At 60.7% G+C, this 16,055-nt stretch carries 13 protein-coding genes; 7 read left to right on the top strand and 6 right to left on the bottom strand.

Features of this window, described 5'->3' with window-relative positions; genetic code table 11:
• The first annotated feature begins 58 nt into the window (after window positions 1-58).
• Both Q1A63_RS15855 and Q1A63_RS15850 read left to right on the top strand, forming a co-directional pair.
• Window positions 59-1,447 carry a cytochrome ubiquinol oxidase subunit I gene (locus tag Q1A63_RS15855; RefSeq protein WP_298974196.1) on the top strand — a complete coding sequence of 463 codons (1,389 nt, stop codon included), beginning with the start codon at window positions 59-61 and terminating at the stop codon, window positions 1,445-1,447.
• 2 nt (window positions 1,448-1,449) lie between these two features.
• Window positions 1,450-2,460: a cytochrome d ubiquinol oxidase subunit II gene (locus Q1A63_RS15850; protein WP_298974193.1), complete on the top strand. Its 1,011-nt coding sequence runs from the start codon at window positions 1,450-1,452 to the stop codon at window positions 2,458-2,460.
• Here the strand turns inward: Q1A63_RS15850 and Q1A63_RS15845 are convergent.
• The gene (locus tag Q1A63_RS15845; protein ID WP_298974190.1) at window positions 2,457-3,494 is read right to left on the bottom strand and encodes a LacI family DNA-binding transcriptional regulator; all 1,038 of its coding nucleotides are present in this window, start codon (window positions 3,492-3,494) and stop codon (window positions 2,457-2,459) included. The two genes, Q1A63_RS15850 and Q1A63_RS15845, sit on opposite strands and share 4 nt — an antisense overlap.
• 196 nt (window positions 3,495-3,690) lie before the next feature.
• Between Q1A63_RS15845 and Q1A63_RS15840 the strand changes: the two genes are divergently transcribed.
• The 5 genes from Q1A63_RS15840 to Q1A63_RS15820 all read left to right on the top strand — a co-directional run bounded on the left by Q1A63_RS15840 (window position 3,691) and on the right by Q1A63_RS15820 (window position 8,738).
• Window positions 3,691-4,773: an ABC transporter ATP-binding protein gene (locus tag Q1A63_RS15840; protein WP_298974188.1), complete on the top strand. Its 1,083-nt coding sequence runs from the start codon at window positions 3,691-3,693 to the stop codon at window positions 4,771-4,773.
• A 34-nt stretch (window positions 4,774-4,807) separates the two neighbouring features.
• Entirely contained in the window at window positions 4,808-6,145 is a 1,338-nt protein-coding gene (locus tag Q1A63_RS15835; protein WP_298974185.1) for an extracellular solute-binding protein, read from the top strand.
• A 72-nt stretch (window positions 6,146-6,217) separates the two neighbouring features.
• Window positions 6,218-7,135, top strand: coding sequence for a sugar ABC transporter permease (locus Q1A63_RS15830; RefSeq protein WP_298974182.1), 918 nt, complete (start codon window positions 6,218-6,220; stop codon window positions 7,133-7,135).
• Window positions 7,135-8,007 (top strand): carbohydrate ABC transporter permease, encoded by an 873-nt coding sequence (locus Q1A63_RS15825; RefSeq protein WP_298974180.1) that lies wholly within the window; start codon window positions 7,135-7,137, stop codon window positions 8,005-8,007. Before Q1A63_RS15830 ends, Q1A63_RS15825 begins: the two co-directional genes overlap by 1 nt.
• On the top strand, window positions 8,007-8,738 hold the full coding sequence (locus Q1A63_RS15820) for a cytochrome b561 domain-containing protein (RefSeq protein WP_298974178.1): 732 nt from the start codon (window positions 8,007-8,009) through the stop codon (window positions 8,736-8,738). The genes Q1A63_RS15825 and Q1A63_RS15820 overlap by 1 nt, the downstream gene beginning before the upstream one ends.
• A gap of 3 nt (window positions 8,739-8,741) precedes the next feature.
• On the opposite strand, the gene Q1A63_RS15815 is transcribed toward Q1A63_RS15820, so the two are convergent.
• The 5 genes from Q1A63_RS15815 to nirB form a co-directional block, all read right to left on the bottom strand.
• Entirely contained in the window at window positions 8,742-9,158 is a 417-nt protein-coding gene (locus Q1A63_RS15815) for a heme-binding protein (protein ID WP_298974176.1), read from the bottom strand.
• A 61-nt stretch (window positions 9,159-9,219) separates the two neighbouring features.
• Complete coding sequence (gene cysG / locus Q1A63_RS15810) at window positions 9,220-10,641, bottom strand: siroheme synthase CysG (RefSeq protein ID WP_298974174.1); 1,422 nt, start codon at window positions 10,639-10,641, stop codon at window positions 9,220-9,222.
• A 68-nt stretch (window positions 10,642-10,709) separates the two neighbouring features.
• Entirely contained in the window at window positions 10,710-13,286 is a 2,577-nt protein-coding gene (locus tag Q1A63_RS15805) for a nitrate reductase (RefSeq protein ID WP_298974173.1), read from the bottom strand.
• The gene (gene nirD / locus Q1A63_RS15800; RefSeq protein WP_298974171.1) at window positions 13,283-13,618 is read right to left on the bottom strand and encodes a nitrite reductase small subunit NirD; all 336 of its coding nucleotides are present in this window, start codon (window positions 13,616-13,618) and stop codon (window positions 13,283-13,285) included. Before nirD ends, Q1A63_RS15805 begins: the two co-directional genes overlap by 4 nt.
• The gene (nirB, locus tag Q1A63_RS15795) at window positions 13,615-16,053 is read right to left on the bottom strand and encodes a nitrite reductase large subunit NirB (RefSeq protein WP_298974169.1); all 2,439 of its coding nucleotides are present in this window, start codon (window positions 16,051-16,053) and stop codon (window positions 13,615-13,617) included. Before nirB ends, nirD begins: the two co-directional genes overlap by 4 nt.
• Window positions 16,054-16,055 lie beyond the last annotated feature (2 nt).

Here is a 16,055-nt window from a genome sequence, read left to right as displayed (position 1 = left end):
CTATGTTGCGGGATACAGGCACAACTCGTCTAACGCTCGACAATCGAGGAATAATCCCGTGGACACTTTACTTCTGTCTCGCATCCAGTTTGGTGCGAATATATCGTTTCACATCCTGTTCCCAACGATCACGATCGCTTTGGGCTGGGTCCTGCTGTTCTTCAAGCTGCGCTTCAATGCGACGGGCGAGAGCAAGTGGATGGACGCCTATATGTTCTGGGTCAAGATCTTCGCGCTGTCCTTCGCGATGGGGGTTGTGTCGGGCATCACCATGTCCTTCCAGTTCGGTACCAACTGGCCGGGTTTCATGGAAACCGTCGGCAATGTGGCGGGGCCGTTGCTGGCCTATGAGGTGATGACGGCCTTCTTTCTGGAGGCGGTCTTCCTCGGGATCATGCTCTTTGGTGCATCACGGGTGAAACCCTGGGTACATACGATGGCGACCTTCCTTGTCGCCTTCGGGACAACCATGTCGACCTTCTGGATCATCGTGTTGAACTCGTGGATGCACACGCCGCAGGGCTATGAATTGCGTGACGGGATCGTCTTTGCCACCAATTGGTGGGAGATCGTGTTCAACCCCTCCATGCCCTATCGCTTTGTACACATGATGCTGGCATCCGGTCTCACCGTTGCCTTCCTGATCGCGGGTATCTCTGCGCTGCGCCTGCTCTGGGGCGACCGGGCGGAGAGCGTCAAATCGACCTTGCGGTTTGGCATCATTGCCGCCGCCGCGCTGATCCCGCTGCAAATTCTCGCAGGAGATTTCCATGGTCTGAACACGCTGGAGCACCAACCCGCCAAGGTTGCCGCGATGGAGGCCAATTGGGAAACCGGGCCGAATGTGCCGCTGGTGCTCTTCGCCCTGCCGGATGAGGACGCGCGTGAGAACCGCTTCGAGATTGCCGTGCCAAACGGCGCGTCCCTGATCCTGACCCACAAGGCAGACGGCGTTGTGCCGGGGCTCAACGATTTTGTGGCCGAAGATGGTACTGCGTTGCACCCGCGCGTGGCCCCAGTGTTCTTCAGCTTCCGCGTCATGGTTGGCACTGGCCTGGCGATGCTGGCACTGTCCTGGGCCGGGCTTTATTTCCTGCGCAGATATGGCGCTGGCGACATGCCCGCGCTGCCGCTCTATGCCTTTACGGCGATGAGTTTCAGCGGCTGGATTGCGACGCTGGCGGGATGGTATACCACCGAAATCGGGCGTCAGCCGTGGCTGGTCCAAGGGGTTCTGAGCACCAAGGACGCCGTCAGTGACGTGCCCGCAGGCATGGTGTTGGGCACTTTGATTGGCTATCTGGTCATCTACGCCGCACTGATCATCGCCTATATCGCGGTCATCACCTATCTGGCCCGCAAGGCGTCACGCGGTGAACCCCTCTCAACCCGCACCTACCCACGCGGCGGCGAAGCCGAAGTGGCCGTGCTGCATCCGGGAGAATAGTCATGGAAATGTTTGGCGATCCCGCCATCTGGCTGCCCTGGACATTTGCCGCGCTGATGGGGCTGTCCATCCTGATTTACGTCATTCTGGATGGGTTCGACCTTGGGGTTGGACTGCTGATGCCGCTGGCCGATGATCTTGAAAAAGACCGGCTGGTGGCGTCTATCGGGCCGTTCTGGGATGCGAATGAAACCTGGCTGGTGCTGGCCATTGGCCTGCTGCTGGTGGCCTTTCCGCCGGCGCACGGTATCATCCTGACATCGCTGTACCTGCCGGTGTTCATCATGCTTGTAGGGTTGATCCTGCGGGGTGTGTCCTTCGAATTCCGGGCCAAGGCACCGCTGTCGCAGAAGCCAAGGTGGAACGCGGCATTCTTCGCGGGATCGCTAATGGCCTCCATGAGCCAGGGGTTCATGCTCGGCATGTATGTCATGGGTCTTACGTGGACGGTGTCTCATGTGGCATTTGCCCTGCTGACGGCGGTGTTCCTGACAGTCGGCTACAGCTTCATCGGTGCCGCCTGGTTAATCGCCAAGACCGACGGAGCCTTACAGATGCACGCGGTGCGGTGGGCAAAGGGGGGCATATGGGGTCTGATCCTGGGTATCGGCGCGATTTCCCTCGCCACGCCATTCGTCAGCCCGCGCATCTTCGACAAGTGGTTCAGCCTGCCTGAATTCCTGTATCTGTCACCCATGCCGATCCTGTCCGGCGCGCTGGTCGTGTATCTGTGGTGGCAGATCAATCAGCTGGCGAAGGTGCAGGACCGCATGACCTGGGGGCCGTTTGTCGCGGCCATGGCGCTCTTTGCACTTGCCTTTGCGGGTATGGCCTATTCGTTCTACCCCTATGTGGTGCCTGAGCAGATCACCATCTACGAGGCCGCCGCCGCCCCCGAAAGCCTGTTCATCATTCTGTTGGGCACGCTTTTCGTGCTTCCAGCGATCCTGGGGTACACGGTGCTATCCTACTATATCTTCCGCGGCAAGGCGACGGAGCTCAGATACGATTAGACCCTTAAACGGTCGTTGTCGGTTTGCAGTCGCGTGGTCTGACCCGCCTGGAATTCCAGAGGCAGAACTTTGCTCTGTTCGGTGGGCACGCCGTTGATCCGCGCCAAAAGATTGCGCGCGCCGGTGATGCCCATCAACCGGCGCAGCGTGCGTACGGTGGTCAGTTTGATCGGCAGCACGGACGCCAGATCGAGCGCATTAAACCCGATGACGCCGATGTCCTCAGGCACCGAAAATCCCTTTGCCTGGCAGCACATCAACCCGCCAAAGGCCATGTGATCGTTCAGATAGCAGATCACATCCGGCGCATAGTCTGACAGTAGGCTGGCGGTGCCATCAAACCCCGTGACAAAAGCGTTGCCAAGCGCCGGGCGCTCCGCAATCACCGGGGTCGATCTTTGTTCGGCAAAGACATCGCGGATGCCTTCAAGGCGGGCATCGGCGCGCTTGTCATGCCCCCGCGGTGTGCTGACAAAAGCAGGCCGCTGATACCCCAAGGAGATCGCATGCTCGCCGATCATCCGGCCCGCCTGAAAGTGATCGATGCCGACGCAGATATCGATGGGATCATCCGTGTGGTCCCAAATCTCCAGCACCGGGATGGGGGAGGCCTTGAGCAGCTCGCGGGTTTCAGGGTGGTGATCGATGCCTGTCAGAATAATCGCCGCAGGCTGCCAGGAGAGCAACCGGCGCACCCAGTTAAGCTCAGCCTCGCGGTTGTACTCGGTGGTATCGATCACGCTGGAATAGCCCGCCGTATCGAAGGTCTGGCGCATGCCGTTCAGGATCTCGGCAAAGACCTCTCCGGCGAAGGTTGGCAGCGATATGCCGATCAGGTTTGAGTTCGCCACGGCGAGCGAACGTGCCGCACTATTGGGCATGTATTTCATCTGCCGGGCGATCTTGAGAATTTCCGCGCGCTTCTTCTCCGAGACCCCCTCCACCCCCCGGATGGCGCGGGATACACTCATGATGCTGACATCGGCTTTGCGGGCGACATCCTCGATTTTTGTTGGTTTTGCTTGGCTGGACATCCCTGGTGGCGCTTTCTTCTCTTCTCTACTTCGGTTCAGATTTATCATTCTTTTCAGCGTGTAACACGCGATTTGCGTTAACGTTAACGTAGTTTTCGGTTTTTGTCCTTCCTGAAATTCGTCACGGCAGGCACTCTATTTGTAATCGCTTGGGCTCATTTCACGAGCAGGTGCGAGCGCATTTGGGGGGACTTGCGTGCCACGAATTGTCTTTGATCAGGTCGCCAAGAGCTACGGTGCCGTTGAAGTTTTGCCACCCTTTGACCTGGCGTTGAACGACGGTGAATTCACGGTGCTTGTCGGTCCGTCCGGATGTGGGAAATCGACGACACTCCGGATGCTGGCCGGGCTGGAAACCCTGTCTGGCGGTGAGATTTATTTCGACGACAAACCGATCAGCAAACTCGATCCGAAAGAGCGCGATTTGGCGATGGTCTTTCAGGACTACGCGCTTTATCCGCATATGAACATCGCCAAGAACATGTCTTTCGCGCTGCGTCTGGCCCGGGTCTCCAAGCCGGAGATCGAAGAGAAAGTGCAGCGCGTCGCCGAGATGCTGAACATTGCGCATCTGCTGGACCGCAAACCGGCGGAACTTTCGGGTGGGCAGCGGCAGCGGGTTGCGATGGGGCGGGCATTGGTGCGCGACGCGGGCACGTTCCTGTTTGACGAGCCGCTCTCCAATCTGGACGCCAAGCTGCGCGGCAAGATGCGTGCAGAACTCGCAGAGATGCGCGACACCATCGACAAGAACATGGTCTATGTGACCCACGATCAGGTCGAGGCGATGACGCTCGGCGACCGGATTGTGGTGATGAGCGACGGGCTGATCCAGCAACAGGGCTCGCCAGAGGAGCTTTTCAAATCACCGGCGAATAAATTCGTCGCGGGGTTCATTGGCTCACCGACGATGAACTTCGTCGATGGGGAGTTGGTCGCGGAACAGGACACCGTTTGGGTGCGGGGGGATGGCTTCCATCTGCCGCTGGATGCCGAAACCAGCGCCCGGGTTCAGAACGCACGGGACCGCCAGATCACGCTGGGCCTGCGCCCGTCGAGTTTCACCACCGATCTGACGCAGGGCGCGCCCATCGAGTTGCGCATTGTCGTTTCAGAATATCTGGGGGCGCAATCGGTTCTGGTCACGCGCTGCGGCAGTGGCGAAATCCTGGTTGAGACGCAAAGTGCGGCCCCGGTGAAATCCGGGACCACGCAGACCTTTGGCGTGCTCACCGATGAGCTCATGATTTTCGATAAGACGTCCGGGCTCAAGCTCTGACACATCAGAAATAGCATCTAGGGAGGACTGAAGAATGCTATCACTCAAGACAATCCTGACGGGCACCGCGCTGTCGGTTTCCATGGCCGGACTGGCGCTGGCCGATGGTCACGGCGGGCCCTATGCGCCCTACGCGGGCACCACGCTTGTGATCAACGTACCGGCGCACCCGCATTACAACGCGATGATGAAGGTGTTGCCCGCCTTCACCGAGGAGACTGGCATTGAGGTCGAAGTGGACCAGTTGCAATACCTCAAGATGCGCGAGCGGCAGACCCTGGAGCTGACCAAGGATGAGGGCGATTACGACATGATCGCCTATGTGGTCTTCTCCAAGGCGGATTACGTTTTTGCCGATCAGTTGGAAAACCTGGCGCGGTTTTTCATGAATCCGAAGCTGGCGGACCCCAACTATGACGCCGAAGACCTGATTGACGGCTATGTGGCCAATATCGGGATCGCAGGCGGCAAGAAAGGCTATCTGCCCGGCAAAACCGGATCGCTTTTCGGCATTCCCTTCGGGTCTGAAACATCGGTACTGGCCTATCGCAAAGACATCTTTGAAAAGCATGGGATCGCAACACCCGAAACCTACGACCAGCTGCTCGACGCGGCGTGCAAGATCCCCGAGGTCGAACCGGGCATGGGCGGCATGGCGTCGCGCGCAGCCTCCGGCCACCAGGCCAGCCACGCGTTTCTGCTGCACCTTGCCCCTCTGGGCGGGCGCGTGTTTGACGACAACTGGGAACCCATCATCAACAATGACGCTGGCGTCGCTGCGGCCAATGCCCTGAAGACCATCGTGGATTGCGGCCCTGAAGGGTCACAGACATTCGGCCCGGCCGAAGCTGCGGCAGCCTTCGGCCAAGGCCAGGCGGCCATGTTCATGGATTCCATCGCCTTTGCCGCCGGGTTTGAAGATCCCAGCAAGTCCAAGGTGGCGGGCAACGTCGGCTATGCGCTGCACCCCGAAGGCGTGCGTCGTGGCTCGCAAACCGGTGGGTTCGGCATTGCCATTCCGAAGAATGCGCAGAACAAGGAAGCGGCCTTCCTGCTGATGCAGTGGCTGACCTCCAAGAAGGGCGACCTGATGGTGGCCATGGCGGGCGGCAACCCGTCGCGCTTCTCCACCTATGAAAACGCGGAACTGAACGAGAAATATCCCTATTCCGCGACCTTTGGCGAGGCGCTGAAATATGCCGATCCCGACTGGCGTCCGATCATCCCCACATGGGGCAAGATCAATGCCGACATCGGGACCACCATGAGCCAGGTGCTGACCGAGGGGCTTGACCCGCAGGAAGCGCTTAATGGTGTGGCCGAACGGGCCCGCGCCATCATGGATGAGGCCGGATACTACACCTGGCAGTAAGCGTTTCCTCCCAAACGCTGGCCGGGCGGCACAGGTCGCCCGGCGCACTCCCCGCCCATGGATTTCTGAGACATGCAAAGCGCGAACGTCAACAGGCTGACACCCTATCTGTTCCTGGCTCCTGCGGCCATCATCATGGCGGTCGCGCTGCTCTACCCCATTGGCTATATGATCTACGCCAGTTTTCTGGACTGGAACCCGAGCCAGCGGATCGGCGAAGCTGAATTCGTCGGCCTGCGCAATTACATCAACCTTCTGAGCGACGCGAGCTTTCGGGAAAGCTTTTGGGTCACGCTGAAATTCGCCGCCATCGTTGTGTCTTTGGAGATGTTTCTGGGCGTCGGGCTGGCGCTGCTGCTTGACCGCAATATCCGCGGCATGTCCCTTCTGCGCACGCTCTTCATCCTGCCGATGATGATCGCACCCATCGTTGTCGGCCTGATGTGGCGCTATATGTATCACCCCACCGTCGGTATCTTTAACCGCACGCTGAAATCAATGGGGCTCGATCCGGTGCCCTGGCTTTCAGATGGCAACTGGGCCTTTGCCTCGGTGGTGATCGCGGACGTCTGGCAGTGGACCCCGTTTATCTTCATCCTCTCGCTGGCCGCGCTGCAATCCCTGCCGCAATCGGCGATGGAGGCGTCGCGCATCGATGGCGCGACCGGCTGGCAGCAGGTCATCTACATCAAGCTGCCGCTGATGCTGCCGGTGCTGATTGTAACGCTGCTGCTGCGTCTGATCGATGCCTTCAAGGTGCTTGAAGTGATCTTGGTGCTGACCAATGGCGGGCCGGGACTGTCGACCGAAATCCTATCCTTACGCATCTCGCGCACGGCCTCGGAATTCCGTGAGTTGGGCGAAGCGGCGGCCATGTCGAACTACCTGTTGATCCTGCTGATGATCCTGACCTTCGGCATGTTTTTCTACAACAAGGCGATGGAAGTCCGCGCCGCGCGGCTGCGCAAAGCTGCTGAGGAGGATCTGTGATGTCGGCGAAGACCTACGACCGCCAGAACCCGGCATTTTACGCGCTGCTTGTCGCCCTTGTGGTCATGTCCGTCGGGCCCATCGCGATGATGCTGATGACCTCGCTCAAGCTGAACGTGGACATCATGTCCGACACCTCGTCGCTCATTTTCATGCCGACGCTGCGCAACTATGAAACGGCGCTCTGCGATTTCCTCTGGTACGAAGCGCCGCACATCGACTATTGCGACAAAACCTTTGGTCGCGCGCTGGTCAACTCGCTGATCATTGCGCTGGTCTCGACCGTGCTGACACTGGTGATCGGTTGCATGGCGGCCTATGCGCTGGTGCGTTTTCGGTTCATGGGACGCGATAGCGTGTCGCTCGCCACGCTGGCGATGCGGATGGTGCCGCCGGCGGTGCTGCTGGTGCCCGTCTTTGGCATCTGGACCTTCCAGTTCCAGATCGACGGCACACGCGCCGGGATCATCCTAGTATACGTGGCGATGAACCTGCCGTTCGTGATCTGGATCCTGCAAAGCTTCATCGTGCAGGTCCCGATCCAGCTCGAAGAAGCCGCGCGCATGGATGGGGCGGGGCCATTTCAGGTGTTTTTCCTCGTGGTGTTGCCGCTCATCAAACCGGGTCTGGCCGCCGCGGCGATCTTCACATTCCGGGTTGCCTGGAACGAATTCCTGCTGGCCAATGCGCTGGCGGATCGCAACTCCCGCACCGTGCCGGTCACAATTGTGAATTCCATGACCGAATTTGACATCGACTGGGGCGTGATCATGGCCACTGGCATGTTGCTCGCCATCCCGCCCATTATTTTCACCTTTGTCGCGTCGCGGCAGATCATTACCGGTATGACCGCAGGAGCGGTGAAAGGCTGATGTGGGACTGGCTGCTTGCCCCCATGGATGCGGCAAGCGCGCATGATGTGGGCTGGCATCTGAGCTGGCATGCCCGCGTGATGGTCCTCGCCTGGGGGGTATTGGTCCCGCTGGGTATTTTCATCGCCCGGTACTTCAAGATTACGCCGGGACAGGACTGGCCGCGCACCCTGGACAGTCATTTCTGGTGGAACACCCACCGCATCTGCCAGTATACCGCCACCCTGCTGATGGTTGTGGGGCTGGGGCTGATCCTGTCTGCGCCGCCTTTGACCATCAAGGCGGGGCCGCATGCCTTCCTCGGCTGGGCAGCTCTTGCGTTGGCGGTTGTGCAGGTCTGTGGCGGCATTCTGCGCGGGACAAAAGGCGGCCCCACAGCGCCCGCGCCAGATGGTTCATTACACGGGGATCACTATGATATGACGCCCCGCAGGCTTGCGTTCGAGTATGTTCACAAGGCTGCAGGCTACGTCGCGCTGGCGCTCTCTGTTGCCGCTGTCCTGACCGGTCTCTGGCAAGCCAATGCGCCCAATTGGATGTGGCTTTGCCTGTCCATCTGGTGGTCCGGCCTGTTGGCGGCCTCCGTCATCCTGCAAAACCGGGGCATGGCGGTTGATACCTATCAGGCCATCTGGGGGCCTGATCCGGCGCTCCCCGGCAATAAGCGCAAGCCCATCGGGTTCGGGGTGTCGCGGCGCATCGGATACCGCGAGAAAGACCCCGCAAACTAGGCGTCAGATATCCGCGCCGATTGCCTTCAACGCTGCGGTGGCCACGGCAACATCCTGATCCCCTGATCCGGACCCGATCCCGATCCCACCGATGCACTCTCCTTCGATCATGATCGGCAGACCCCCGGGCAGCCCGGTCATATGTCCGCCCGTGGCCATGCCGATGGCTTGGCGCACGGCGTCCGGTATCGCGGTTGTGGCCGCGCGGATCGAGGCCGCCGTCAGCGCTTTGGAGCGTGCACTTTTGCGGCTCAGAAACTTGGCGCCGGTCATGCGAATTTCGCCGAGCAGTTCGCCGCTCGCATCCACGATGACAATGCATTGCGGTTGCCCGTGGCTTTCCGCTTCGGCGATGGCGGCGGACAGCATTGTCATCACCGCATCATGGGTGAGAATGCGCGAGGGTTGAGTAGGGGACATTGGCGGCACTTTCTGATGAACGTTGATGCAAGCTGCGCCATCATGAAGGGTTTTGCGCGCACTAGGAAGAGACGGCGCGCAATTCCGGTGCCGCTGTGGTTCCGGGGGCCGGTGGACCCGCTCGCAGGCAAGATGACTTGCGCAGCTTCAGCAAGATCATCGTTGTGTCCTGCATGTCATTTTGCGTCAGGGCATCGGCCAATTCCGTGACGTGGCAGGAGACAATCTTTTGCGCGGGGCTCTGTGCTTTCGACACCAGGGTCACCTCAATATGTGCAGCGTAGGGCGACCGCACCAGCAAATCCTGGATCATCGGCGCGCTGGCCACCGACATGTAAAGCGCGATGGAAGCGCCAGGCTGCACATGCGCCAGCCAGGCCGGTGCATGCGGTCCGTCATGCCGGTGTCCGGTGGTCAAGACCAGGGTATCCACCTCACCACGCTCGGTCAGCATCGCATTGCAGGCAGCTGCTGCACCGCTCGCCGCCGTCACGCCGGGGACAATCTCAAAGGGGATGCCAGCCGCTTCCAGGGCGGTGATTTCCTCGGCGCCTCTGGCGAAAATACCGGGGTCGCCGCATTTCAGGCGCACACATCGCTTGCCTTGCCGTGCTGATGAGACCAAAACAGAACTGATCCGGTCCTGCGGCCAGCTATGGCATCCGGGCGCCTTGCCCACGTAGACGCGTTCGGCGTCGCGCCGCGCCAGTTCGAGGATGCCCGGATCGACCAGACGGTCATAGTAGATCACGTCCGCCTCCTGCAGGCGCTGGACGCCGCGCAATGTGATCAGATCCCGTGCCCCGGGTCCGGCCCCCACAAGCGCGACGCTGCCGGTTGTGCCCGCGCCGAAATCACCTGTTTGCAGGGCGTCCTTGATCATGCGGGCGGCATCCCGTTCGGCGCCCCGCGCATGGGCTTCACGCGCAGGACCGGCAAACACCCAACGCCAGAGGTCGCGCCTTTCGCGGGGGGCCAGACGCGCTGCGGCTGCAGGGCGCAAGCGACCAGCGAGGGCCGCAAGACGTCCCAGGCCCGGCTCCAGCACCTGCTCCATTCGCGTTTTGATCTGACGTGCCAGAACGGGTGCGGTGCCTTCGGTCCCGATGGCCACAACCACCGGATCGCGGTCGACAATCGACGGGGTGATCGCGTCACACAGGTCTGGCTGGTCCACCACGTTGACAAGGCTCCCGGCGGCCTTTGCCAGCGTTTGGATCGCGGTATCTGCGCCTGGACAGCCTGTGGCAACAAAAACCAGCGCGCTGCCCTGAAAGGTCTCATCTGTGAGAGGCCCGGTCTGATGGAGGATGCGACCGTCGCATGCCAGCGCGGTCAGTTCATCGTCCAGATCCGGCGCTGCGATGTGGATTTGCGCTTCCGTCTTGAGCATCAGCCTTGTCTTTTGGGCGGCCTGTTCGCCCCCGCCGACGATGACCACGCGTCGCCCTGCCATTTGCAGGAACATTGGGAATGTCTTCACGTGACTTGCCTTTCTTGAGCAGTGCCTTTTGGGCATGCAACGGGAGGGCGGGTTTCGACGTCAGGGTGTCATTCTGCGGCCATCGGTTTGATCATCTGTTGCAAAAGGGCCGCCAACTCCGGTTTGCAAGACCCGCAATTCGTGCCCGCACAGGTCGTCTCACCCAACGCGTCAACACTCGCGGCACCCGCATTCGCCGCCTCCAGCAGCGTGTTGCGGCCAATATTGAAGCAGGCGCAAACGGTCACCCCCGGATCCCTGCGCCCCGCCGTTGGCCGACCTGCAAGCGCAGTGAGCGCATCCACGGGTGTCCCCAGCAGCCCGACCGCTTCGCTACGGGACAGGGCGACGGGTTCCGTTGCCGCAAAAAACACTGCCTTGAGCAGACCATCCGCGACAATGGCAAGCCGGACCACGCCGGAGATCGGGATTTCCACCACCGCGATGTCGCCGGTGGTGATTCCGGTGATCTGCCGCGCATGGGTTTCCCAGTCCGCGGGTATGTCGGTGCCGGCCAATTCCATTTGCCAACCGTTTTGCGTTTTGGCGACCGCGGCATAGGGTCCGTGCGGGACCATCTCGTTGACGCTGGCGGCGAACCCGAACCATTTGGCATTGAACTTTTTGGCCGTCACGAGGCTCGATTTCAGCGCTGGTTGACCTGAGATCGGGTCGACATCCGACGCGATGACGCTATTGATCAGGCCAGCCGTGGCGCGCTGTCTTGTCCAGTGCATCGGGGCAAAGAGCTGTGCCGGGGCCACACGGTCGGTGATCAGAGCGCGCAGCACAACGCGGCCATATATGCTGTCCAGTTGAACGAGATCTGCCGCTTTGATCCCCAGACTGGCAGCATCGCCCGGATGAATTTCCACATAAGGCTCAGCCAGATGTGTCCCCAGTCGTGCAGATTTCCCGGTGCGCGTCATCGTGTGCCACTGGTCGCGGTTCCGGCCTGTGTTCAGCGTAAAACGCTGCGCCATCCGACGGGGAGCGGCAATTGGGAGCATTCTGGCCTTGCCATCGGGATGAAAGAACTTGCCGTCCGCAAAGAAACGCTTGCCGTTCTCAGGCCATTGCGTGGGGCGCAAAGCCTCGTAGTCGACGTTGTCAAACACGCTCAGATCCAGGTCGCGCCCGAAGTGACGTGTCGCGCGCGCCAGCCCGACATATTCTGCAAAAATGGCGTCAGGTGACGCATAAGCAAAGGCGTCCCCCCAACCCATCCGTGCAGCGACATCGCAGATGATCTGCCAATCGGGGCGCGCTTCACCGGGGGCTGGCAGAAATGCCCGCTGTCGCGAGATCCGCCGTTCCGAATTGGTCACGCTGCCGTTTTTCTCTCCCCAACCGGTCGCGGGCAGGCGCACGTCCGCCAGATCACCGGTATCCGTGCGCGCCATGATGTCGGACACGACCACAAAGGGGACGTTTGCAATATCGCGCGCCACGCCGCTGGCATCCGGCATCGATACCGCGGGATTGGTGGACATCACCCATAGCGCCTGGATCTGACCACTGGCACAGGCCTGAAATAAATCAATCGCCTTGAGGCCTGGCTCGGTGCAGATCGTCGGGCTTTGCCAATAGGTCTGAACGGCGTCGCGGTGGTCCGGGTTTTCGATGTCGAGGTGATTGGCGAGCATATTGGCCAACCCGCCCACCTCACGTCCGCCCATGGCGTTAGGTTGCCCTGTGACCGAAAAGGGGCCGCAGCCGGGTCTGCCGATACGTCCCGTGACCAGATGACAGTTCAGGATCGCGTTGACCTTATCCGTGCCGCAGGCGGATTGATTGACTCCTTGCGAATAGACGGTGACGACCTTTTTTGTCTGTGCCCATAGCTGAAAAAACCGTTGCAAATCCCCTTTTGTCAGGCCGCTGTCCAAGGGGTTGGTCGTCCGCGCGGCGTCAACGGCGGCACGCGCGCCGCTCACATGATCCTGAACATAGCGTTGATCGGTGGCGCCGGTATCAACCAGATGTGCCAACAGCCCGTTAAAGAGCGCGATGTCCCCGTCCGGTGCAACGCGCAGGTGCATATCCGCCAGTTCAGACGTGGCCGTTTGGCGCGGATCGACATTCACGACCCGCAGGTCGGGGCGCTTGGCTTTTGCCGCTGCGATGCGCTGATGCAAGACCGGGTGGCACCAGGCCAGGTTGGATCCAACCAGAACAATCAGATCGGCCTCTTCCAGATCTTCGTAAGTGCCAGGCACCGTGTCCGTGCCAAAGGCGCGTTTATGCCCAGCGACAGACGACGCCATGCACAGACGTGAATTAGTGTCGATGTTGGCGGATCCGATGAAGCCTTTCATCAGCTTGTTGGCCACGTAGTAATCTTCAGTCAGCAATTGACCGGAAACATAGAAGGCGACGCTATCCGGACCATGATTGCGGATGGCATCCGCAAACCGGTTGGCCACCAGATCGAGCGCTTCATTCCAACTTGCGCGACGTCTGCCGATCTGCGGGGCGAGAAGACGACCCTGGAGATCCAGGGTCTCGCCGAGCGCCGAGCCCTTTGAGCACAGGCGCCCGAAGTTGGCGGGATGATCGGGATCGCCCTTGATGGTGCCATCCGCGGCGGCCAGAACCCCGCAGCCCACGCCGCAATAGGGGCAGGCGGTGCGCGTCAAGCTCATGCCACGGCTCTCGCGCGCAGAAAGGTCGCGTCCAGCAGAACACGCCCCGCCTCCACCCGCGCGGGATAGGTTGCGACCTGACCTTCATCGGCGCCCTGCGCCTGACCGGTCTCCAGTGAGATCACCCAGTTGTGCAGCGGGCAGGTAACGGCCTTGCCATGCACGATCCCTTCAGCCAGAGGTCCGGCTTTATGCGGGCAGGCGTTGTCCAGCGCAAAAACCTCGTCCGCCCCGGTGCGAAACACCGCAACACATCCCAACCCGGTTTTGATCACACGGGCTCCGCGCTGCGGGATGGCATCAAGGGCGGCAATATCGATCCAATGGGTCATTCGGCGGCCTCCAGTGAAAGATCGGCAACAGGTCGATAGGTCTCGGCGCGCTCTGTCGCGTGCTCGGCCCAGGGATCTTTGCGGTAGATCGATTGGCTCACTTCGAACCGCTCTACCAGGGCCGCGCGCTCCGCAGCGTCCTCGACAACGCGTGAGATGATCCAGTCGATCCCGACCTTGTTCATCCACTTGTAAATCCGGTCGAGATATTTGGCGTTTTCGCGGTAGAGCTGCGTGACCGCCTTGACCACATCGATGGTCTCCTCTTCGGTTGCCACCTGGCACAGCAAGGTCGTTTCCCGCACGTCCATGCCCGCCGCACCGCCAATGCTGATCTGAAAGCCGCTGTCCACACAGACCACACCAATATCCTTGCAGGTGGCCTCGGCGCAATTGCGCGGGCATCCCGACACCGCAAGCTTCAGCTTATGCGGCGTCCAGGACCCCCAGAGCGTTTTTTCCAGCTTGATCCCCAGCCCGGTGCTGTCCTGGGTGCCAAAACGACAGTGGTCGGTGCCGACACAGGTTTTCACCGTGCGCAGCCCTTTGGAATAGGCATGACCGGACACCATGCCCGCCGCGTTCAGATCGGCCCAGATATCCGGCAGGTCCTCGCCGCGTACCCCCAGCAGATCAATCCGCTGACCCCCGGTCACCTTGACGGTGGGCACGGCGTATTTGTCCGCCGCATCGGCAATCGCACGCAACTCATCGGGTGTGGTGATCCCACCCCACATGCGCGGAACCACAGAGAAAGTGCCGTCTTTCTGGATGTTGGCGTGTTTGCGTTCGTTGATGAACCGGCTTTGCGGGTCGTCGCGGTACTCAAGCGGCCAGTCAGCGAGCAGATAAAAATTCAGCGCCGGGCGGCAGATGTGGCAGCCACAGGATGTCTTCCACCCGCATTCCTGCCAGACCGCTGGCATCGAGGTGAGCCTTTGCGATTTGATCATCCGGCGCAGGTCTTCATGGGTCATGTCGGTGCAGCCACAGACCGAGGCTGCCGCAGGCATCACGAAATCATCGCCCAGTGTGACGGCCAAGACCTGTTCGACCAGCCCGGTGCAGGTACCACAGGACCCCGATGCCTTGCTCGTTGCCCGGACGGCCCCCAGATCCGTGGCGCCTGCGGCTATGGCATCCTCGATCTGACCTTTGCAAATGCCGTTGCAACCGCAGATTTCCGCGTCACGCGGTAAGGCTGCAACGGCTGCCAACGGGTCCTGGGGGGACCCTCCCTGAAACGCCGGGCCAAAAATCAGCGTCTCGCGCATCTCCGAGATGTCGGTCTTGTCGCGGATGAGGCCAAAGAACCAATTGCTGTCCGCGGTGTCGCCATACATCACCGCGCCAATGACCGTGTTATTCTCGATCACCAGACGGCGATAGACGCCGCGGGCAGGATCGCGGAACACGATGTCCTCGCGCCCTTCGGCATCCGCGAAGTCACCGGCACTGAACAGATCGCACCCGGTGACCTTGAGCTTGGTCGACAGTTCCTTTTGCACGAACCGTCCAGACGAGCCCAAAAGAGTTTGAGCAGCAACCTTGGCCTGATCGTAGAGCGGTGCTACCAGCCCGAAAATCGCCCCGTCATGTTCAATGCATTCGCCCACGGCCAGCACATCAGGGTCCGACGTGATCATCTGATCATCCACATGGATCCCGCGCCCGACGGCGAGCCCCGCGTCCTGTGCCAACGCGGTGTTGGGCCGAATGCCCACAGCCATCACCAAGAGATCACAGGGCAATTCGGTGCCATCGTCGAGCAGCAAGGCACGCACATGCCCGTCCCGCCCGAGGACTTCCTTGGAATTGGCCGAACATCGTACCGTGATACCCTTGTCCACCAGCGCCTTGCGCAGCAGGTAGGCGGCGGCTTCGTCCAACTGCCGTTCCATCAGATGGCCCATGATGTGCACCACGGTGACGTCAGCGCCGCGTGCGGCCATGCCTGCCGCCGCTTCGAGGCCCAGTAACCCGCCGCCGATCACAACGACTTTGTTGTCCGGCCCCATCGCCATCATGTCTTGCGTGTCTTCAAGGTCGCGGTAGGCGATCACACCTTGCAGATCATGCCCGGGCAGGGGGATCATGAAAGGATTGGATCCCGTCCCGATGAGCAGCTTGTCATAGGCCAGCACGTCACCGTTTTCGGCCGTCACCGTTTTGGCTGTACGGTCGATCTGCGCGATGCGTTCGCCAAAACGGCAGGTGACGCGCGCATCGGCATACCACGCATGGTCATGGGTCACGATCTCGTCGTATGTCTTCTCGCCCGACAGCACCGGGCTAAGCATGATCCGGTTATAGTTTCCGCGCGGCTCCGCGTTGAAGAGGGTGATGTCATAGGCACCCGGTGCCTGGTCGGTCAGATGTTCCAGCACCCGGCCCGAGGCCATGCCCGCCCCAATGATGATCAGTTTTTTGGTCATGT

Source organism: uncultured Roseobacter sp. (genome assembly GCF_947499265.1).
Lineage (GTDB): Bacteria > Pseudomonadota > Alphaproteobacteria > Rhodobacterales > Rhodobacteraceae > Roseobacter.
This window is presented reverse-complemented; position numbering and strand designations above follow the sequence as displayed.